The sequence below is a fragment of the Hydrogenophaga taeniospiralis genome (assembly GCF_020510445.1).
Classification (GTDB): domain Bacteria; phylum Pseudomonadota; class Gammaproteobacteria; order Burkholderiales; family Burkholderiaceae_C; genus Hydrogenophaga.
The window spans coordinates 3,079,033-3,098,532 of the sequence record NZ_JAHBAG010000001.1 but is presented as its reverse complement, the minus strand read 5'-3'; the positions used below and the strand labels follow the sequence as shown (position 1 = coordinate 3,098,532).

18 protein-coding genes, 1 other RNA gene and 1 riboswitch are annotated in these 19,500 nt (G+C 68.1%); of the genes, 9 read left to right on the top strand and 10 right to left on the bottom strand.

Features of this window, described 5'->3' with window-relative positions; genetic code table 11:
• Positions 1-5: 5 nt before the first annotated feature.
• The 5 genes from KIH07_RS14835 to KIH07_RS14815 are packed head-to-tail and all read right to left on the bottom strand — an operon-like array spanning position 6 to position 5,445.
• On the bottom strand, positions 6-902 hold the full coding sequence (locus tag KIH07_RS14835) for an ABC transporter substrate-binding protein (RefSeq protein WP_226494719.1): 897 nt from the start codon (positions 900-902) through the stop codon (positions 6-8).
• The gene (locus KIH07_RS14830; protein ID WP_226492706.1) at positions 902-1,462 is read right to left on the bottom strand and encodes a bifunctional adenosylcobinamide kinase/adenosylcobinamide-phosphate guanylyltransferase; all 561 of its coding nucleotides are present in this window, start codon (positions 1,460-1,462) and stop codon (positions 902-904) included. Before KIH07_RS14830 ends, KIH07_RS14835 begins: the two co-directional genes overlap by 1 nt.
• Entirely contained in the window at positions 1,455-2,273 is an 819-nt protein-coding gene (locus KIH07_RS14825) for a cobalamin-binding protein (protein ID WP_226492705.1), read from the bottom strand. The genes KIH07_RS14830 and KIH07_RS14825 overlap by 8 nt, the downstream gene beginning before the upstream one ends.
• Positions 2,270-3,616 (bottom strand): cobyrinate a,c-diamide synthase, encoded by a 1,347-nt coding sequence (locus tag KIH07_RS14820; protein ID WP_226492704.1) that lies wholly within the window; start codon positions 3,614-3,616, stop codon positions 2,270-2,272. Before KIH07_RS14820 ends, KIH07_RS14825 begins: the two co-directional genes overlap by 4 nt.
• A complete protein-coding gene (locus tag KIH07_RS14815; RefSeq protein ID WP_226492703.1) occupies positions 3,613-5,445 on the bottom strand; it encodes a TonB-dependent receptor domain-containing protein in 1,833 nt (610 codons plus the stop codon). Before KIH07_RS14815 ends, KIH07_RS14820 begins: the two co-directional genes overlap by 4 nt.
• A gap of 77 nt (positions 5,446-5,522) precedes the next feature.
• A riboswitch (cobalamin riboswitch) is annotated at positions 5,523-5,778 on the bottom strand.
• A gap of 50 nt (positions 5,779-5,828) precedes the next feature.
• Here KIH07_RS14815 and KIH07_RS14810 point away from each other — a divergent pair.
• The 4 genes from KIH07_RS14810 to KIH07_RS14795 all read left to right on the top strand — a co-directional run bounded on the left by KIH07_RS14810 (position 5,829) and on the right by KIH07_RS14795 (position 7,676).
• Positions 5,829-6,062 carry a DUF904 domain-containing protein gene (locus KIH07_RS14810; protein ID WP_226494718.1) on the top strand — a complete coding sequence of 78 codons (234 nt, stop codon included), beginning with the start codon at positions 5,829-5,831 and terminating at the stop codon, positions 6,060-6,062.
• Entirely contained in the window at positions 6,059-6,436 is a 378-nt protein-coding gene (locus KIH07_RS14805) for a cell division protein ZapA (RefSeq protein ID WP_226492702.1), read from the top strand. Before KIH07_RS14810 ends, KIH07_RS14805 begins: the two co-directional genes overlap by 4 nt.
• 85 nt (positions 6,437-6,521) lie before the next feature.
• Positions 6,522-6,701, top strand: a non-coding RNA gene (gene ssrS, locus KIH07_RS14800) — 6S RNA.
• A gap of 159 nt (positions 6,702-6,860) precedes the next feature.
• Complete coding sequence (locus tag KIH07_RS14795) at positions 6,861-7,676, top strand: sulfite exporter TauE/SafE family protein (protein WP_226492701.1); 816 nt, start codon at positions 6,861-6,863, stop codon at positions 7,674-7,676.
• 35 nt (positions 7,677-7,711) lie between these two features.
• On the opposite strand, the gene rraA is transcribed toward KIH07_RS14795, so the two are convergent.
• Complete coding sequence (rraA, locus tag KIH07_RS14790) at positions 7,712-8,218, bottom strand: ribonuclease E activity regulator RraA (protein ID WP_226492700.1); 507 nt, start codon at positions 8,216-8,218, stop codon at positions 7,712-7,714.
• A 260-nt stretch (positions 8,219-8,478) separates the two neighbouring features.
• On the opposite strand from rraA, the gene KIH07_RS14785 reads away from it, so the two are divergent.
• The 4 genes from KIH07_RS14785 to KIH07_RS14770 all read left to right on the top strand — a co-directional run bounded on the left by KIH07_RS14785 (position 8,479) and on the right by KIH07_RS14770 (position 14,016).
• Positions 8,479-8,916: an SWIB/MDM2 domain-containing protein gene (locus tag KIH07_RS14785; protein WP_226492699.1), complete on the top strand. Its 438-nt coding sequence runs from the start codon at positions 8,479-8,481 to the stop codon at positions 8,914-8,916.
• A gap of 142 nt (positions 8,917-9,058) precedes the next feature.
• Positions 9,059-10,894 (top strand): adenylate/guanylate cyclase domain-containing protein, encoded by a 1,836-nt coding sequence (locus tag KIH07_RS14780; RefSeq protein ID WP_226492698.1) that lies wholly within the window; start codon positions 9,059-9,061, stop codon positions 10,892-10,894.
• Between the two features lie 190 nt (positions 10,895-11,084).
• The gene (locus KIH07_RS14775; RefSeq protein WP_226492697.1) at positions 11,085-12,020 is read left to right on the top strand and encodes a phosphatase PAP2 family protein; all 936 of its coding nucleotides are present in this window, start codon (positions 11,085-11,087) and stop codon (positions 12,018-12,020) included.
• A 61-nt stretch (positions 12,021-12,081) separates the two neighbouring features.
• Entirely contained in the window at positions 12,082-14,016 is a 1,935-nt protein-coding gene (locus tag KIH07_RS14770) for a hypothetical protein (RefSeq protein ID WP_226492696.1), read from the top strand.
• Positions 14,017-14,121: 105 nt separating this feature from the next.
• Here KIH07_RS14770 and KIH07_RS14765 read toward each other — a convergent pair whose 3' ends face one another.
• From KIH07_RS14765 to KIH07_RS14750, 4 genes are all read right to left on the bottom strand, one after another.
• Positions 14,122-14,772, bottom strand: coding sequence for a Crp/Fnr family transcriptional regulator (locus KIH07_RS14765; RefSeq protein WP_226492695.1), 651 nt, complete (start codon positions 14,770-14,772; stop codon positions 14,122-14,124).
• Positions 14,773-14,778: 6 nt separating this feature from the next.
• Positions 14,779-15,474 (bottom strand): helix-turn-helix transcriptional regulator, encoded by a 696-nt coding sequence (locus KIH07_RS14760; protein WP_226492694.1) that lies wholly within the window; start codon positions 15,472-15,474, stop codon positions 14,779-14,781.
• A 118-nt stretch (positions 15,475-15,592) separates the two neighbouring features.
• Complete coding sequence (locus tag KIH07_RS14755) at positions 15,593-17,302, bottom strand: thiamine pyrophosphate-binding protein (protein WP_226492693.1); 1,710 nt, start codon at positions 17,300-17,302, stop codon at positions 15,593-15,595.
• On the bottom strand, positions 17,299-18,561 hold the full coding sequence (locus tag KIH07_RS14750) for an MFS transporter (RefSeq protein ID WP_226492692.1): 1,263 nt from the start codon (positions 18,559-18,561) through the stop codon (positions 17,299-17,301). Before KIH07_RS14750 ends, KIH07_RS14755 begins: the two co-directional genes overlap by 4 nt.
• 89 nt (positions 18,562-18,650) lie before the next feature.
• Here KIH07_RS14750 and KIH07_RS14745 point away from each other — a divergent pair, with 89 nt between their 5' ends.
• Positions 18,651-19,499 (top strand): AraC family transcriptional regulator, encoded by an 849-nt coding sequence (locus KIH07_RS14745; RefSeq protein ID WP_226492691.1) that lies wholly within the window; start codon positions 18,651-18,653, stop codon positions 19,497-19,499.
• Position 19,500 lies beyond the last annotated feature (1 nt).

Sequence of the window (19,500 nt, the reverse complement as noted above, 5' to 3'; positions counted from 1 at the left end):
TGGGCTCATGGGGCTTTGTCCTGCAGGCAGCGCGCCATGAGGCGCGCCGCTTCGGCCATGCGCGGGCCGGGTCGCACCAGCACGTCGGATTCGGCGTCGGGGAACACGCAGAGGCGGTTTTCGCGCACGGCGCGGATGCCGCGCCAGCCGGGCCGCTGCGTCATGCCCTCGAAGTTGCGGTCGCCCACCATGATCAAGTCCGGGTTGGCGCGCACCACGAATTCGGGGTTGAGCTTGGGGAACGGCCCCAGGTGCGCGGGCACGATGTTCTGCACGCCCAGACGCGTGAGCGTCTCGCCGATGAACGACGAGGTGCCCGCACCGTAGGGCGCGCGGTTCACCTCGAAATACACCCGCGTGTTCTTCACGCGCGCCGGCAGCGACTGCGCCGCCGCCGACACCGCCGCGTCGATGTGGCGCCACACGCGCTGGCTCTGCGCGGCGTCCACGCCCAGCACCCTCCCCACCTTGCCCAGCACGCGCTGCACGTCGGCATGGCTCTTGGGCTCCAACGCCACCACTTTCAGACCCAGTCCCTCCAGCCGATCGATCACCCGCGAGGACTGCGCCAGCAGCACCACATCGGGCCGCAGCGCCACGATGGCCTCCACGTTGGGATCGATGCCGCCGCCCACACGCGGCAGCTTGTCCAGCGACGCGGGCCAGTTGGAATAGCGGTCCACCCCCACCAGCCGCCCGCACTGGCCGAGCTCGCACACGGTTTCGGTGAGCGACGGCAACAGCGTCACGATGCGTTGCGGCGGCGCGTCCCAGCGCACGGTCACACCGCGGTCGTCCACCACCTCGATGCCTGCGGCGTGCAGCGCGCCCGCGCCCACCAGCAGCCAGGCCGCGAACCCCCATCGCCAGAGGCGCCCAAGGAACTTCGGGAGGTGAATCATCATGTCCCTTTGAATAGGAGTGGCAGGCCCGCCGCCATCAGCGTGACACGCTCGCAGGCGGCGGCCACGGCCTGGTTCAAGCCGCCGAGCGCGTCCACGAAAGCCCGCACCTCGCGCCCCATCGGGATCACGCCCAGACCGATTTCATTGCCTACCAGCACCACCGGGCCGGCGGCCTGTTCGATCGCGCCGCACAAGACCCGGGCCGGCTCGGTGGGGTCGGCCGCCGCGCCGTCCATCGGCATCAGCAGGTTCGTCAGCCACAGCGTGAGGCAGTCCACCACCACCAGCGTGTGCGGCGCACTGTGCTGGCGCAGGGCCTCGGCCAGCGCCAGCGGCTCCTCCACCGTCGCCATGCCCGGCACGCGCTGCGCGCGATCGCGCTGGTGGCGCGCGATGCGCTCGCGCATCTCATCGTCCCAGGCCTGGCCGGTGGCGATCAACACCGCGCGGTGCGCGGGAGACGCGTCCAGCCATTGCCGCGCCAGCATTTCTGCGCGGCGCGACTTGCCGCTCTTCTGGCCGCCAAGGATGAATTCGCTGCGCGCCACGTCAACCATGCTGTTCCATCCATTGCAGAACGATGCGCTGCATCTGCGCCACGCCATCGGTGAGCGCGGCCGGGCCGGGCTGCAGGATGTCGGCCGACTTGATCTCGAACAGCTGCCCGGTCTTCACCGCCGCCACGTCCTGCCAGCCGGCGCGCGCGGCCACTTTTTCGGGCCGGAACTTCTTGCCACACCAGGAGCCGATGACGATGTCGGGGTTGCGGCGCACGATCTCGGCCGGGTCGGCGATGATGCGGTTCTTGCCCAGGGACTCAAGCGCCAACTCCGGAAACACGTCTTCGCCCCCGGCGATGCCCAGCAGCTCGGACACCCAGCGGATGCCGCTGATGTGAGGCTCGTCCCACTCTTCGAAGAACACCCGCGGGCGGCGCTTGCCGAACGCTTCGAGCACCCGCACCGACTGGCCGATGGCGTCGAGCCGGGTGCGCGTGGCGGCGATCCAGGCCAGCCCTTCTTCGGCACACCCCACCATGGCCGCCACCTGGTACAGCATGGAAAAGATCTCGTCCACGCTGCGCTGATTGAACACCGTCACCTGCACACCGGCGCGGATCAGCGCCGCGGCAATGTCGGCCTGCAGGTCGGAGAAACCGAACACGCAGTCGGGCCGCAGCTCCAGAATCTTGTCGATCTTCGCGTTGAGAAACGCGCTCACCTTGGGCTTTTCCTCGCGCGCACGGCGCGGGCGCACTGTGTAGCCCGAGATGCCCACGATGCGGTGCTCCTGTCCGAGCAGGTAGAGCCACTCGGTGGTCTCTTCGGTCAGGCAGACGATGCGCTGCGGGCCCAGGTGGGTGTTCACGCGGTGGCTCCTTCGGGCAGAAACAGCGCCGCCGTGGCCGCCGGGCTGGAGGCCATCCAGGCATGGAAATAGCTGGCGCGCAGCGCGCCGCGCTGGTACACCGCCTCGCCCGCACCGGCCGCGCCTGCGCGCGCCGAGGCGGTGTGCAGCACCGGCTCCAGCGCCGTCTCGCAGCGCGAATAGTGGAAGGTGTGGCCCCGCAGTTCGCCCTGCGCCAGCGCGAGCTTCTGCGGCCCCAGCGCGGCCAGGCGCGGCTGCATGCGCACCACGCCGGGCAGCAGGCCCCACAGGGCATGGCTCTGGCCCTGCGGGTCCACGAGGTCATCGAACAGGGCCATCATCCCGCCGCATTCGGCCCACACCGGGCGCCCGGCAGCCACATGCGCGGCCAGGCTGTCGCGGCTCACCTGGCTGGCGGACAAGGCCTCGGCGTGCAGCTCCGGGTAGCCGCCGGGCAGCCAGACCGCGTCGCACGCGGGCAGGGGTTCATGGGCCAGCGGCGAGAAGAACACCACCCGGGCGCCCAGCGCGCGCAGGGTGTCCAGGTTCGCGGCGTAGATGAAACAGAACGCCGCGTCGCGCGCCACGGCCACGGTCTTGCCGGCCAGCAGCGGCGCCACCGCGGCCGGCTCGGCGGGCGCCTCGAACACCACCGACCAGCGCGTCAGTGCGGCCGCGTCCATCTGGCCCAGCGGGGTGTCCACCAGCGCGTCGGCCGCGGCGTCGAGCCGGGCCAGCGCGTCGGGCAGCTCGGTGGCCACGGTCAGGCCCAGGTGGCGCTCGGGCAGCGTGAACGCCGGGTTGCGCATCACCGCGCCCAGCCAGCCCGACGGCGCCGCGCCGCCGTCCGCGGGCAGCGCGTCGCGCAGCATCTGCGCGTGCCGCTCGCTGGCCACGCGGTTGGCCAGCACGCCCGCCCAGGGCAGACCCGGGCGGTAGTGCTGCAGACCAAAGGCCAGCGCGCCAAACGTGCCGGCCATGGCCGACGCGTCGATTACCGCCAGCACGTGCAGGCCGAAGCGCCGCGCCAGATCGGCCGCGCTCGGTTCGCCGTCGAACAAGCCCATGACCCCTTCGACGATGATCAGGTCGGCCTCCTGCGCGGCCGCGTGCAGACGCGCCCGCGCGTCCGCCTCACCGGTCATCCACAGGTCCATGTTGTGCACCGGGTGGCCGGTGGCCAGCTCCAGCCACATCGGGTCCAGAAAATCGGGCCCGCACTTGAACGCCCGCACCCTCCGCCCGGCGCGCGCGTGCAGGCGCGCCAGCGCCGCCGTCACGGTGGTCTTGCCCTGGCCCGAGGCCGGGGCCGCGACCAGGATGGCCGGGCAGGTGGTCTTCACCGCTGCGGCCTCCAGTCCACGGTCACGTAGGCGGCCCGGCCGGGCTGGTTGTAGCCCCGCGCCGTCTCGTAGGCCTTGTCGGCCAGGTTGTTCAGGCGCAGGTTCAGCGACCAGTTCGGGTCCAGCCGGTAGCGTGTGTGCAGGTCCAGCGTGGCGAAGCCGGCCAGCGGCACGGTGTTGGCCGCGTCGTCGAAACGGCCCGACATGGCCAGCAGGGACGCGCCCCAGGTCCAGGCGCCGAGCTGGTGGTCCAGGCTGGCGGTCAGGGTTTCATCGGCGCGCCGTTGCAGCTTGCGCCCGTTGGCCAGGTTGCGCGCGTCCAGCAGCTCCAGCTGCGTGCTCCACGACCACGCCCCGGCCGATGCCGCGTACGCCAGCGACCAGCCTTCGATGCGCGCCTGCGGCACGTTTTCCACCACCGGCTGGGTGGTGATGAAGCCGCGCACGCGGTTATCGAAACGGGTCAGCTTGACTTCATGCGCATCGCGGTTGTAGGTCAGGCCGAACTCGCGGTTCTTGCCCCGCTCGGGCTGGGTGCTCGGGTTGCCCACGAAGAAGGGCGACACCCAGTACAGGGTGTTGAACGACGGTGTCTTGAACGAGGTGCCGTAGGCCAGGTGCGGGCGCCAATGGGGCGTGAGCTGGAAACCGTAGCTCGCGACGCCGGTGGTGGCGCCCCCGAACTGCGAGTTCTGATCGCGCCGCAGGTTGGCCTGCCAGAGGTGGCGGCCCGCCTCGCCCTGCAGGCCCGCGAACAGCGCCCGGGTGGTGCGCGAGTTGACCGCGTAGGCCTGCGTGCTGTCCACCGACTCCTTCACGGCGTCGAAGCCCACGATGGCATTGCCCAGCGCGGTCTTCCAGTCGTTCTGCAGCGTCAACTGGGTCTGCTCGGTGTCGAAACGCGAGGTGGACAGTTCCTCAAAAGAGGTGGAGCGGTCGTCGCTGCGCGAGAGCTTCAGCTGAGTGCGCGCCTGGGGCGACCATTGGCGCTCCAGACCCCAGCCCAGCACACGGGTCACCGCGTCCGAGTGCACGTCGAAGTCGCCCGGCCCGCGATCGAAGCCGGAGCTTCCGTTGGCCTGGCTGAAATGCGCATCCGTGGTCCAGCCGGGGGCCAGGGTCCAGCGCATCGAGCCCGAGGCGCTGTCCTGATCGAACCCGTCGTTGTCGGGGTTGTGGCCGCCAAAGGCCACGTCTGGGTTGGTGGCGGAGAAACCGGTTTCACGCACGGTGCCGGCGTTGAGCGAATAGGTGAAGGTTTCGCTGCCGCCGCTCAGGCCGGCGCTGGCGCTGCGGTGCCCGTAGCTGCCCAGCGTGACGCTGGCGTTGGGGTGAAAGCCGGGCTCGCCGCGCCGCGTGAAGATCTGCACCACACCGCCCACCGCGTCGCTGCCGTACAGCGCCGAGGCCGGGCCCTTGAGCACCTCGATGCGCTCGATGGCGCTCAGCGGGATGTTGTCCCACGAGGCCGCGCCCGAGGTGGACGAACCGTAGCGCACGCCATCGATCAACAACAACACGTGGCGGGTTTCCGTACCGCGGACGAAAAGCCCCGACTGTTTGCCCAGGCCCCCGTTGGACGACATCTGCAGGCCGGCGTTTCGGGTCAGCAGCTCGGACAACGTGCGGCCCGACGCCTGCTGGATCGCCTCGGATTCGATCACCACCACGTCGCTGAGCAGGATGTCGGCACGGGTGTCGGAGCGGGTGGCCGTGACCACGACCTCGGGCAGATCCGGTGCTGGCGCGGTCTGGGCATGGGACAAGGACGAGACGAGGATGGCCAAAGGCAGCGCCGCCGTGGGAGCGCGCGAGAAACGGTTTTTCATGAGAAACAAGGGAGCTGATGTGCCCTCACCGCCTTCCCCGACGGTGCCTGAGCGTCACGACGGCACGCCCTTCATGAACGCACCACCACCTCGTTGGCCGGTATCCGGGCTGGCAGATCGACCTTCATCGCCTTCCCGGTGATCTGGCCTGAACCAGTTCTCCAGTGGCTGTGGGATGAACGCGGAGCGACCTGAGAGCATCAGGCGGCTCGTCTGCTTACCGTTGCGGGGGCAGCGCAGGTTAGGTCCGTTCGGCGTGAACATTCCCTCCTGCTTCCCGTTGAACTGCGGCGTGTGAACCACACCGCGAGCACCAACAAGCGGCATTGTAAGCCCCGGGTTTTCGCGGCAACCCTACAATGTCTCAGCAACAATTCGTCACCATGGCCGATCCCAAGTACCTTGACCAGATCACCGAACGCGTGGAGCGCCTGCTGTTGCGCCATGAGGAACTCCAGCGCACCAACGCCTTGTTGATGGACCAGGTGCTGGCATTGCAGGCCGAGCGCGACCTGCTCAAATCGCGCCTGAACACGGCGCGTGCACGCATCGAAGCGCTGCTCGAACGCCTGCCGGAGGCCGACACCCCCGAGGCCCATCGCAAGGACAGCGAATGAACAAGCCCGCGAGCAAACAGGTTGAAGTCCAGATCATGGGGCAGAGCTACCTGCTCGCGTGCCCGATCGGTGGCGAATCCGCGCTGCTCGACGCGGTCGAACGGGTCGACACGGCCATGTGCCGCATCCGCGACGCAGGCAAGGTGAAGGCACGCGACCGCATCGCGGTGCTGGCCTCGCTCAACCTCGCGTTCGAGCTCTCGCAGAAAGAATCCCAGATCTACCAGGCCTCGTCCTTCGACCACACCGAACCAGGCCCGGACACCGCGGAAGCGTCGGCGGCCGAACCGCTGGACCCGGCGGCCCAGGCCCGCATGGATGAACTGATCCGCCGCCTGGACCACACACTCGGACGCGACGGCCAGTTGATCTGAGTCAGCGGACACGCAGCCCGTCGGTCGATCTGCTTTTTTTCTGGACCAGCGGTCCACATGAGGTCACCGCAGCGCCTACAATTTGAACCGTCTGCAGTGCGCGCCGGGCTTTATATTTCCTTGAACCAATGCTCATTGAGCACGGACTAGGTACATTGCCTGATGGGTGTGAGCATCTCGCGTCAGATGAACCCGAAGTCACGCTGCCCTGGCCCACCTGAACCCCGGTTCAGGATGACGGTCCGGCGGCACTTGCAGGCACCTTATTCGATACACCCCCCTGCGCCGCTTCGCGGCTTCCCCCCTCTCCTGCGGGAGGGGGGACATGCCCTGTGGCCCGGCGAAGCCGGTTCCACGGGCACCCTTGATGCCGCGCTCCCCCGCTCGTGCTTCCGGCGACTGGCCGCAGTCCCCCTCATGTTTCATGTTTCTTGAACCTCTGCTCATTGCCGAACTGGTTGTCCTGGGCCTGTGCACGGGCTTCCTGGCTGGCCTGCTGGGCATTGGTGGCGGCATGCTCATGGTGCCTTTCATCAGCGCCATCCTGAGCGCGCGCGGCGTCGCCCTCGATCTCGCCGTCAAGATGGCCATCGCCACCTCCATGGCCACCATCATCTTCACCTCGATCTCCAGCGTGCGCGCGCACCACCGGCGCGGCGCGGTGCGCTGGGACATCGTCCAGCGCCTCGCGCCCGGCATCGTGCTCGGCGCGGCGCTCGCCAGCCTGGGCGTGTTCGCCCTGCTCAAGGGCGCGTGGCTCGCCATCGTGTTCGCCGCCTTCGTCGGCTTCTCGGCCACGCAGATGCTGCTGGACAAGAAGCCCAAGCCCACACGCACCCTGCCGGGCACGGCGGGCCAGCTCGGCGCGGGCTCGGCCATCGGCTTTCTGTCGGGGCTGGTGGGCGCGGGTGGCGGGTTCGTCAGCGTGCCGTTCATGACCTGGTGCAACGTCGCCATCCACAACGCCGTGGCCACCAGCGCGGCGCTGGGCTTCCCGATCGCGCTGGCCAACGCGCTGGGCTACGTGGTGGCGGGCCAGGGCGTGGCGGACTTGCCCGTGGGCGCGGTGGGCTACGTGTACACACCGGCGCTGCTGGTGATCGCCATCGCCAGCGTGCTCATGGCGCCGCTGGGCGTGAAAGCCGCACACGCCCTGCCCGTCCAATCGCTCAAGCGGGTGTTCGCCGGCATCCTGTACCTGCTCGCGGCCTACATGCTCTACAAAGGCCTGAGCATCTGAACACCTGCCGCCGCTGGGTGCCGCTCGCAGGGGATTCACCCCACCAACGCGCGGTCCGACACCACCACGCCATCCTCGTCGGCGTAGAGCCAGTCGCCGGGCCGCACCCACACACCTTGGATCTGCACCGCCAGATCGCGCAGGCCCTCGTTGCGCCGTTCGGTCGGCAGCGGCATCGAGGCCAGAGCGCGGATGCCCACATTGCACACGGCCAGCTCGGCCACGTCGCGCACGCAACCATCGATCACCACGCCGGCCCAGCCGTTGCGCGCGGCCGCGGCGCCGAGGTTGCCGCCCAGCAGCGCGCGGCGCAGCGAGGCACCCCCATCGACCACCAGCACCCGGCCCTCGCCCGGGCTCTCCACCGCGGCCTTCACCGGCGTGTTGTCTTCAAAGCACTTGACCGTGGCCACCGGGCCAGAGAATCGGCGCACGGCACCGAAGTCGCGCAACACCGGCGGCAACACACGAAAGCCGCCCGAGCCGTCGTTTTTGTGGGCGTCACACAGATCGCAGGTGGCAAGAGTTGGGGTCGAAGACATGGCGCTTTCTCAGGTTCGGTTGAAGGAGCATGGCACTGCGGATTTTCAGCATGCCGAGCGGCTCTGACAGAGCGCTTGCAGGCACGCGGTGTTGAAGTGTTGTTTTCCGGGCCAAAAAGCGGCGTCTCCCCTATGAAAACCCGCAAAAAACCAGGCCGCCCACCTTGGAATGCACAAACAACTCCATTAGCATGCGAGACACCAGCGAGGAAGCGCGTTTCCTGCTGGTCAATGTTTCACTTCTAGAAGGAAATTCAATCATGGCAACTGCAAAAAAAGCTCCCGCGAAAAAAGCGGCCCCGGCCAAGAAGGCTGCAGCACCGGCGAAGAAAGCCGCACCGGCCAAGAAGGTAGCCGCCGCTCCGGCGAAGAAGGCTGCTCCTGCCAAGAAGGCAGCCGCTCCGGCGAAGAAAGCCGCTCCCGCCAAGAAGGCCGCACCGGCCAAGAAGCGCACCCCCAACGCTGCCTTCATGAAGGCCATGACGCCCAGCGCCGCGCTGGCTGCCATCGTTGGCAACAGCCCGCTGCCCCGTACCGAAGTGACCAAGCAGGTCTGGGCCTACATCAAGAAGAACAAGCTGCAGGACGAAGTCAATCGCCGCATGATCAACGCCGACGCCAAGCTGAAGGAAATCTTCAAGAAGGCCCAGGCGTCCATGTTCGAAATGACCAAGATGATCAACGAACACCTGAAGTGATCCACCGACCTCGCACCCTCATGGTGCCGTGAGTCCCTGCAAAGCCGGCGCCAAGCCGGCTTTGCTGTTTTTGGGCCCCGCAGCCATGGCATCTGCGCGGAGCTGTGAGAAACTGCAACAAAATTTCAAGACCTCCACAGGCATGACCGAGAGCCCGCAACCGATTCGCCCCACGCACCTTGTCGAAGACGAGGAGGCGTGCGCGCCACCGCCGCCGCTGCCCGAGCAGCAGCACAAGGTGGTGCTGGTGATGGACCTGGTCGAATCGGTCCGGCTCATGGCCGACAACGAAGCCGAGGTGGTGAGCCAGTGGCGTGGCTTCATGCAGCACGCCACCACCCAGGTGCTGCCCGCGTGCCGGGGTCGTCTGGTCAAGAGCCTGGGCGACGGCCTGCTGGTCGAATTCGAACACCCCACCGATGCCGTGCGGGCCGCGCTGGCGCTGCACCAGTACTTCGCGCCCATCAACCGCCGCCTGCCCCAGAGCCAGCAGCTGCACCTGCGCGCAGGCATCAACGCCACCGATCTGTACGCGGACGAAAACGATGTCTACGGCCATGGCGTGAACCTCGCCGCGCGCGTGACCGACCTGGCCTCGCCCGGCGACACACTGGTCACCGCCAGCGTGTTCGACGGCATCGTGATCGGCGTCGACGCCGAGGTGGAAGACTGTGGCGAGAGCTACCTCAAACACTGGCCCGAGCCGGTGCGCACCTGGCGGCTGTTCCCTGTCAGCCACGGCTCGGCCGCGGTGCGCCCGCGCGTTCCCGAAGGGGTGCCGACCGACTTTCGCCCGTCGATCGCCGTGGTGCCGTTCGAAACGCGCAGCCACGCGAGCGAGCAGTTCGTCATTGGCGAGCTGATCGCCGACGGCGTGATCGCCCAGCTCTCGCGCAGCCAGGACCTGCGCGTGATCTCCCGCCTGTCCACCACCGCCTTCCGTGGGCGCCAGAGCACCACCGAAGAGATCGGCCAGCGGCTCGACGCGGCCTTCGTGCTGGGTGGCAGCTACGTGACCCTGGGCGACAAGGTCGTCATCATGGCCGAGCTGTCCGACAACAAGCGCGGCGAAGTGATCTGGGCCGAACGGCTCACCGGCGACACCCACGATCTGCTGGAAGCCCAGAGTGGCCTGCTCGATGCGCTGAGCGCCGCCTGCGCCAAGGCCCTGCTCAACGACCTGGTGCAGCGCACCCTGGTGCTGCCCGTTCCCCAGCTCGACAGCAACGCGCTCATGCTCGGCGGCATCACGCTCATGCACCGATCCACACCGCGCGATCTGCAGCGCAGCCACCAACTGCTCGAAGCCGTGGTGGCGCGGCACCGGCGTGTGGCCACGCCCTGGGCCTGGCTGGCCAAGTGGCACATCATGCAGGTGGTGCAAGGCCTCTCGGGCGAACCGGCCAAAGACTTCCAGCGCGCCATCGACACCGCCGATCGCGCGCTCGACCTGGAGCCCTCCAGCTCGCTCGCCATGGCCATCAAGGGCCACGCGTTGTGCCACCTGGGCGAAGACGTGGACGCCTCGCACCGCCTGCTGCAGGAAGCCACCCACAGCAACCCGAACGATCCCATGGCCTGGCTGTACAACAGCGTGTGGTCAACCATGTGGGGCACCCCCAAGGATTCGATGATCGAGGCCGAAAACGCCCTGCACCTCTCTCCGCTGGATCCACAAAAATACTATTTCGAAATGATGCTGGCCAACAGCTTCTTAGCACTGGGGCGACTGGAACAGGCAATCGATCTGTGCCGATCTTCGCTGCAAAAAAACCGCTACCACCTGCCCACACTTCGTGCGTTGCTAATCGCTCAATTCGAAATAGGGCAAGTCAAGGAAGCCACCGAAACCTTTTCTTTGATACTAAGGCTGCAGCCGGACTTGACCATGGACAAGTATCTTGCAGCAGGAAGCCATAGCAGATTGAGACAACGTGGTGCAAAAGTTTTCGCAGAACTGGGATTACGACAGCACTGAATTTTGGCCATCTACGAGGAGATGAAGCATGAGTGGAGGAGCAAGCGGAGGAGCGAGTGGGGGCGCAAGTGGGGGCGCAAGTGGAGGAGCAAGTGGAGGAGCCAGTGGGGGAGCAAGCAACTCGGTGGTCTATGCCGACGCCCTCATCCTCAGCCGAGCAGCCATCGTCGGCCCGTTCACAGGCGCGTCCTTGCACGTCACCGAACCCGGCTTCGACGAGCCGTCGAACCTCAAACTCTGGGCCGACGGGCCGCGTGTCGAGGCCTGTTTCACCGAGCTCGTCGAAGGTCTGCTGTTCAAGACCCGCAACGGCCCCAAAGAAGCGGCGCTCGAATTCGCCAACCTGCAGTCCAGCAACATCCAGCGCAAACCGCTGGTGCGCCTGCGCGCGCCCACCAAGGCGCAGTTCAAGAAGCAGCTGGATCTGGTGGCCGCCTACGCCGATCTGCGCGCCGATCGCGCGGCCGAGGTGGTGGCGCAGCTGACGCCGCCGCTGGCGTTCTGGTCGTCCATGGTCGGGCTGACGGCGCACCGCCACAAGAAAACCCTGCAGTTGCTGGACTTGGTTTTTGCGCTCTGCGTGCATGTCGAGATGCGCTTCAAGCACATCTTCGCCAGCCTGCGGCCCGAGGCGTTTTCACCGCAGATCCAGCCCATGATCCAGACGCCGGGACACGGCAGCTGGCCCAGCGGCCACGCCACCGAAGCATTCGCCTCGGCGGTATTGCTGGAAGCGCTGCTCAACGCCGCCTCGCCCGAAGGTGTCGCCACGCCCAACGGCACGGCCAGCCACGAACAGCTGCAGCGCCTGGCCGCACGCATTGCCGTGAACCGCACCGTGGCCGGCGTGCACTTCCCGGTAGACAGCGCGGCTGGCCGCCTGCTCGGCACGGCGCTGGCCGAGTTCCTGGTGGCCCGCGCCACCGGCACGCGGGTGCACGAGCGAGGCTTTGACGGCCGCCTGTTCGAAGGCGCGAACGGCGAGGCGCTGGACTTCAGCCTGCACCAGAAGATGGAAGGCCCCGAGAGGCAGGCAGCCTACACACGCTCGGCCGCCAGCACGGGCGTGGGCAACGCCCCGCTGCTCGCCTGGCTCTGGGAGGAAGCGATCAAGGAGTGGGCATGAGCCGCCGCCTGGCCGTTCCGAAGGGGGCTCGCTCCGCCGTGCGCGGCACGGAGGTGTTCGCATGAGCGCGCCGACCTGGTCGCCCCTGCCACAGGGTGAATTCACCGGCACCGACTGGAGCGCGCCCGGCGCCATTGATGGGCAGGACCCCTACCTGATCTGGGCCGAGGCCGACCACTTCGCGGGCTACCGGCGAGGCTCCGACAAGAAGCCACCGAAGTGGCTGCCCATCGTGATCGAACTCTCGCCAGGGGCTGACGTGCCCGCGCTGGTGGCCGCCTCCCGCACCGCCTGGCTGCAGATTCCCAGGGTGTACCTGAACGTGCCGAACCTGCGCTTTTGCAGCGCGCGCGTGAAGCCGCGCTTCTTCGACAAGCTGCGCAACGACTCGCATTTGCGCAGCCTGATCCAGCGCTTCGAGCTTGGCCTGCCGGTGGAGCCGCACACCCATGCGCTCATCGACCCCTGCATGCCCAACAGCCCACTCACCCCGGCCAGCGGCCTGCTTGGCGGCAAGGTGCTTGGGTTGATCGACGGCGGCCTGGCCCTGGCCAACAGCGCCTTCCTCGACCAACACGGTCACACGCGCATCCGGCATTTCTGGCGACAGGACGCCTACCAGAACGGCAACTGGCCCGGCAACCAGCCGCGCCACCGCGAACCGCTGGACCCGGCGCGCGCCGGCCCCACGCCGCACGACATGGGCTACGGCCACGAACTCTCGGGCGCGGCCATTGACGCGGCCATGGCGGCTTACACCCGGCAGGGTCAGGTGGACGAAGACGCGCTCTACCAGCACCTGCAGCTCTGGGACCTGAGCAAACCCGTCAACCACGGCACCCACGTGATGAGCCTGGCCTGCGGGCCGGGCAATCCGTTGCATCCGATCCACGATGACGCCAGCCGCTCCAACCTGGTGGTCGTGCAGCTCGATTGGTCCAACGTGCTCGACACCTCGGGCGGCGCCATGAACGTGAGCGTGCTCGACGGCTTGATGTACATCCTGGCGCGCTGCGCGCCGAGCGCGCAGGTGGTGGTGAACATCAGCTGGGGCACCCTGGCGGGGCCGCACGACGGCAGTTCCATCCTGGAAGCGGCCATGGACCAGTTGATCGCGCTCTATGGCGGGCGGCTGCAGATCGCCGTGCCCGCGGGCAACGCCTACCAAAGCCGCACCCACGCCAACGCGACGCTGCAGCCGAACCAGACCTTGCCGCTGCACTGGCGCGTGCAGCCCGACGACCGCACCCAGAGTTTTCTGGAAATCTGGTTGCCCGATGGCGCGCAGGCCGTGCAGGTCTGCGTGACGCCGCCGGGGCAGACCGAGCCCCTGCCGGCCCGGTGCATGGGCCAGTCGGGCGTGTGGACCGGGGACGGCTCGGCTCCCTTATGCGGCCTGATCTACCCCACCACCTCCGCCCTGGGCAGCCAGGGCACCTGCATCCTGCTGGCGCTCGAACCCACTTTCAGCCGCAAGCGCTCGGCGGCCACCGCGCCGTTCGGGGTCTGGCAGGTCAGCCTCACCAACACGGGAACAAGCGAGATCACGTTCGACGCCTACATTGAGCGCGACGATGTGGCCATCGGCCAGAACACGGGCGCGCGGCAGTCGTATTTTGAGGATGCCGACTACGACACCAGCGGGAACATCGGCGCCTACGTGGACCACAAGAACGATCCCACGCCGATCCGGCGCAGCGGCACCTTCAACAGCTTATCGACCGGCCAGAACACGGTGAGCGTGGGTGGCATCCGCCGCGATGCATCGCCCAGCGGACATTTCGCGCTCTATTCCCCGCGCAAGCCCGACCCGGACGCGAGCCGGCCCCAGCGCCCCGGCGTGAAGAAGGTGCCCGACACGCTGCAGGTGAGCGATGACAACGTGGCGTTGTGGGGTGTGCGCGCCGCGGGCAGCCGCAGCGGCAGCACGGTGCGCCTGGTCGGCACCAGTTCGGCGGCACCGCTGGAAGCCCGCGCCCTGCTCAACGGACTCTGAGTCCCCGATCACCGGTGTGCGAACCCCACCCGATACAACAAAGGCCACCCGGGAACACCGTGGAACCGGTTTGCCGGGCCGCTGGTGTTGCCCCCTGGGGAGCGTCTACCAGCGCGCCGGTAGCGGCTTGAGCAGCCAGATCCAGCGCTCGCGGACGGCGATGTAGCCGCCGATCTCCAGGTCTTTGAGCAGGCGGCTGACCATCTCGCGCGAACAGGCCAGGTACTGGGCCATCTGCTGGTGGGTCAGGCGCTCTTTCAGGGGGCGCTCACCATGTTCATCGGGCTCGCGGGCCAGCTCGCCCAGCAGGCGCGCCAGGCGGCCATAGACGTCGATCAGGGCCACGCTGCGTGCGCTCTCGGTGGCCAGGCGGGCGCGACGGATCAGCCGGGACATGAGTTCGAGGGCGAATTCGGGGTGGACGGCGATGTAGTCCAGCAGTGTGGCGCGCGAGACCACCGAACAGGTGCTCGCTTCCATGGCTTCGACGTTGGCCGAACGGGGCCCGCCGTCGAGCGACATCTCGCCCACGTACTCCAGAGGGCCGTAGGTGCCCAGCGTGAGTTCCTTGCCGCCGGCGTCGGCCAGAAAGGCCCGCAGGCGGCCTTGCAGAACGATGTAGAGGGTGTCGCCGGTGTCGCCTTCCTGGATCAACAGGGCGCCGCGCCGGTAACGGCGCTGCACGCCGAGCGCCGCCAGCGCTTCAACGTGGGTGCTGGGTGGGGTGTGAGCAGGTTGGGCGGCGGAGGCGGGCATCCGGGGTCATGGTTGTGCGTACTCCGTGGCATTGTGAGGCATGGGCGAGACGATGCGCAAGGCGGGCACGACCGCGGGCAGGCTGTTGACGAGCTGCAACAGCTCGCGGATGCTGCCACAGCCCGTTTTCTCGCGCAGGGCCTTGATCTGGCTGCGCACCGTGGACTGCGCCACCCCGTGCTGGCGCGCGATGTCGGGGATGGACAGGCCCCGGCACAGCCCCAAGAGCACCGACTCTTCGCTCGGGCTCAGGTTTTGCGAGCGGGCGTACATGCGCACGGCCAGGTTTTCGCAGGCACCCTGGCGCGAGAGCGACACCAGCACACACGGCGCGTCGGTCTCCAGCGGGTGACTCAGGGGCACGAACGCGATGGAAAAGTCCCTCCCTCCCAGGTTGAGCGAGACCAGCCGGCGCTGCCCCCGCAGAGCCTGTTCGATGGCCTGCTGGATCTGCGCGGTGAACTCGGTCGTGCGGCCCAGCAGGACGTTGCCGTGCGTCATGATGGCCCGCCCGCTGGCCATCTCGTGGCGGGCCAGGTGGTTGGCGTGGCGGATGCGGCCGGACCCGTCGATCACCAGCAGACCATAGTCCACCTCGTCAAGCACGCGCAGCAGCAGCGACTGCGCCAGATCGTCCCGCGCCACGGGCGCTATCGTCTGAAAAAAACCACGGTTCGAGAGTTGTTCGTTGGCTTGCCACATTTGGGTTTCCTCCGTCGTGTCGATGGAGGAAGCTTACGAACGCGGGCCAAGCAACACGAGCGGCCAGTTGCCTTGTTTTGTGTGACTTATTCACGCCTTGTAACAGCGCCGCCCCGCCTCAGGCCGGGCGGGATGTCTGGGCGGACTGGCGGATCGCCGAGAGCGTGCCCCGGGTGGTGATCACTTCGGGATCAAGCGCCACCTCGATCACCGTCCCCGTGGGCGCGGCCAGGGCCCGCAGCAGCGCGGGCTCGAACTCGGCCGTGTGGGTGATGTGCTCGGCCGCATAGCCATAGGCACGGGCGAGCGCACAGAAGTCGGGGTTGCGCAGGTCCGACCCGCTCACGTGGGCCGGGTACTCGCGCTCCTGGTGCATGCGAATGGTGCCGTAGGTGCCGTTGTTGAGCAGCAGCACAATGCTCTTGGCGCCGTGCTGCACGGCGGTGGCCAGCTCCTGACCGTTCATGAGGAAGTCGCCATCGCCCGCGATGGTGAAGGCGGTGCGCCCGCTGAGGATGGCCGCACCGATGCCGGCGGGCACGCCGTAGCCCATGGCGCCATTGGTGGGCGCGAGCTGGGTCTTGTGGCCTTTGGCCAGGCCATGGTAGCGGTAGAAGCGGTGCAGCCACGACGCGAAGTTGCCCGCACCGTTGGTTAGCACGGCGTCGGCCGGCAGGTGCCGCTGCAGCGTGGCGATGAGGGCCGGCATGTCGATGCTGCCGGGCAGCACGGTGCCGCCGTTGGCCGGGTCGATGTTGGCGAGGTAATCGGCGTGGCAGGCCTGGGTCCACTGGCCCCAGGCCAATCCCGGGGGCGCGGTCAAGACCTCCAGGCTGCGCGCGGCGGCGTTCATGCTGGCGTTGATGGCGAGCGTGGCCTGGTAGACGCGGTTCAACTCTTCGGCGCTGGCGTGGATGTGCACCAGCTTCTGTTTCGGCACCGGCGCTTCGATCAGCGCATAGCCGCCGGTGGTGGCTTCACCCAGACGCGGGCCGATGGCGATCAGCAGATCGCTCTCGCGCACGCGCGCGGCCAGCGCCGGGTTGATGCCCAGCCCCACGTCGCCCGCGTAGTTGGGGTGGTGGTTGTCGAAACAGTCCTGGAAGCGAAAGGCGTTGGCCACCGGCAGTTGCCAGTTTTCGGCGAAGCGTTGCAAGGCGGCGGCGGCCTGCGGCGTCCAGCCACCGCCACCGGCGATCACCAGCGGGGCTTTGGCCTGCAGCAGCAGTTCGCGCAGGGTGCGCAGAGCGCCCGGGTCGCTCCAGGCCTGCACCGGCTCCACGCGTGGCAAGGGTTCGGCGTCCACGGTTTGGGTCAGCATGTCTTCGGGCAGCACCAGCACCACCGGGCCGGGTCGGCCGTTCATGGTGGTGGCGAAGGCACGCGCCACGTACTCGGGGATGCGTCGTGGATCGTCGATGCGCTCCACGCGCTTGGCCATGCCTTTGGTGCTGGGGCCGAAAAAGCTCAGGTAATCCACCTCCTGGAAGGCTTCGCGGTCGCGTGCATCGCTGGCCACATCGCCCACGAACAGCACCATGGGCGTGGAGTCCTGAAAGGCCGTGTGCAGGCCGATGGAGGCGTTGGTCGCACCCGGCCCGCGCGTCACGAAACACACGCCCGGGCGCCCGGTGAGTTTGCCCTGGGCTTCGGCCATGAAGGCGGCCCCGCCCTCTTGCCGGTTGGTCACGAAACGGATGCGGTCGGCGTGGGCGTGAAAGCCGTCCAGCACGGCGAGGTAACTTTCCCCGGGCACGCCAAAGGCGTGGGTCACGCCCTGGGCGATCAGGCATTCAACGAGCAGGTGGCCAGCGATTTTTTGTGTCATGCCGCCGATTGTGCCGCGCCGGAGCCCTGTGGGCCGGTGCGGCGGCCCACCCCCAGCGCGGCGTAGACCGAGATGAACAGCACCACCGCCGCGCCCGCCAGCGTCAGCGCGTACCAGCCGCGGTCCATGAATCCACCGAACACCACGGGCGAGATGGCGAAGCCCACGTCCAGGCCCGAATACACCGTGCCATAGACCCGGCCGGTCGCGCCTTTCGGTGTGGCCTTCTTGATCATCATGTCGCGGCTGGGGCCACCCACCCCCACCGCAAAACCGGTGGCGGCCAGGGCGACCATGGTGCCCGCCGCGCCCAGCCAGCCGGTGGCGCAGACCAGCAACAGCAACGCGCCGCCGGACATGGACAGCGCCACCACACGGTCGCTCGACAGGCGGTGGCTGCTCCCGTACGCGGCCACAAAGCCACCCACCAGCATGCCGAAGGCGCCGCACAGCATGTAGGCGCTGATGGTGAGCGTGGCGGCTTCGACGCTCACGCCGTGCAGGTTCTTGAGGATCGATGGCGCGAAGCTCTGCACCACGGCCAGCGTCATGGTCGAGAGCAGGAAGAACGAGAAGCACCACCAGACCACCGGGAGTTTCAGGTAAGCCAGATCGGCGCCCTTGGGCGCGTCGGGGTGGCGCACCACCACCTCGGTCAGCAGCTTGTCGCGTTGCCAGAACAGCAACGCGAGCACCGTCGCGTACAGCAGCGCCGCGCAGTAATAGGCCACACGCCAGTCGGCCAGCGCCGTGATGCCCACCAGGAAGGCCGGCGCCAGCGCCCAGCCCAGGTTGCCGGTGAGGCCGTGCGTGCTGAACGCGTGCCCCAGCCGGGGCGCCGAGACCCGCTGGTTCAGGATGGTGAAATCGGCCGGATGGAACGGCGCATTGCCCAGCCCGGCGAGCACGGCCACCAGGACCAGCCCCCCATAGCCGGTGACTTGCGAAGCCGCCAGCGCGGCCAGCAGAAAGCAGCTGATGGCCGCGAACAGCACCGGTCGCGCGCCGAAACGGTCCACCACGAAGCCGGCCACGGCCTGGCCCGAACCCGAGATGACGAAGAAGATGCTCATGAGCAGGCCGACGTCCGAGTAGCTCAGGCCGAAGTCGCGCATGAAGACCGGGAACAGCGGTGCGAGCAGCAGATGCGAAAAGTGCGAGGTGGCGTGCGCCAGGCCCACCAGGCCGATGACGCTGGCGTCCTGCTTCAGGGGAACGGGGTTGGTGGGCGCTGCGGCGCCGAGGGTGGCTGTGTTCATGCGGCCAATCGTACGGTTGGTGTTTGACGGTGTTTTGCGATAAAAAGACAAGTCCTGTCGAATTCCAGCCAAACCACCCTGCTCCGCCCATGAGACCCCGTCGCCCCCGCCAGGCCGTGCCCGTCGGCGATACCGACCCCTACGCGCCCTCGCCCGCACAACCGGTGCGCTGCCGCGCCCGTGCCATGGGCCACGACACGCAGTTCGAACCGCACCACCACCCCTGGGGGCAGCTGGCCTACTGCGCCAGCGGGCTGCTGCAGGTCACGGTGTCGGCGCCCCCCGGGGAAACCGGCGAGACCCTCGCCTGCGAAACCACCGCCATCGTGCCGCCGTCCCGTGCGGTGTGGATTCCACCGGGCGCGCGGCACGCGGTCACCATGCTCGAAGCCTCGCAGTTGCACACGCTGTACATCGACGCCTCGGCGGTGCCCGACGGCTGGAACCGCTCGCGCGTGCTGGTGGTTTCGCCGTTGCTGCGCGAACTGGTGCTCGGCATGGACCAGCCGCAGCACGCCCGACACACCGCCCGCCAGCAGGCCCTGGCCACGCTGGTGCTGGCCGAGATGGCGCATGCGCCCACGCAACCGCTGGGCGTGCCGATGCCCGACCCGCTGCACGGCGACCGCCGCCTGCGCGCGCTGTGCGAAGCGGTGCTGAACGCACCGGCGCAGCACGCCACGCTGTCGGCCTGGGCGGCCCACAGCGGGGCGAGCGAACGCACGCTGGCGCGTCGGTTTCGCGAGGAGCTGGGCATGGGGTTCCAGCGCTGGCGCCAGCAGGTGGTGTTGGCCCATGCACTGCCTATGCTGGCGCGGGGCATGCCGGTGGGTCAGGTGGCCGCGGCCAGTGGCTATGCCAGCGACAGCGCGTTCACCGCCATGTTCAAGGCGGCCATGGGCCAGTCTCCCACGCGTTCGATGCGCGGAGAATCCTGAA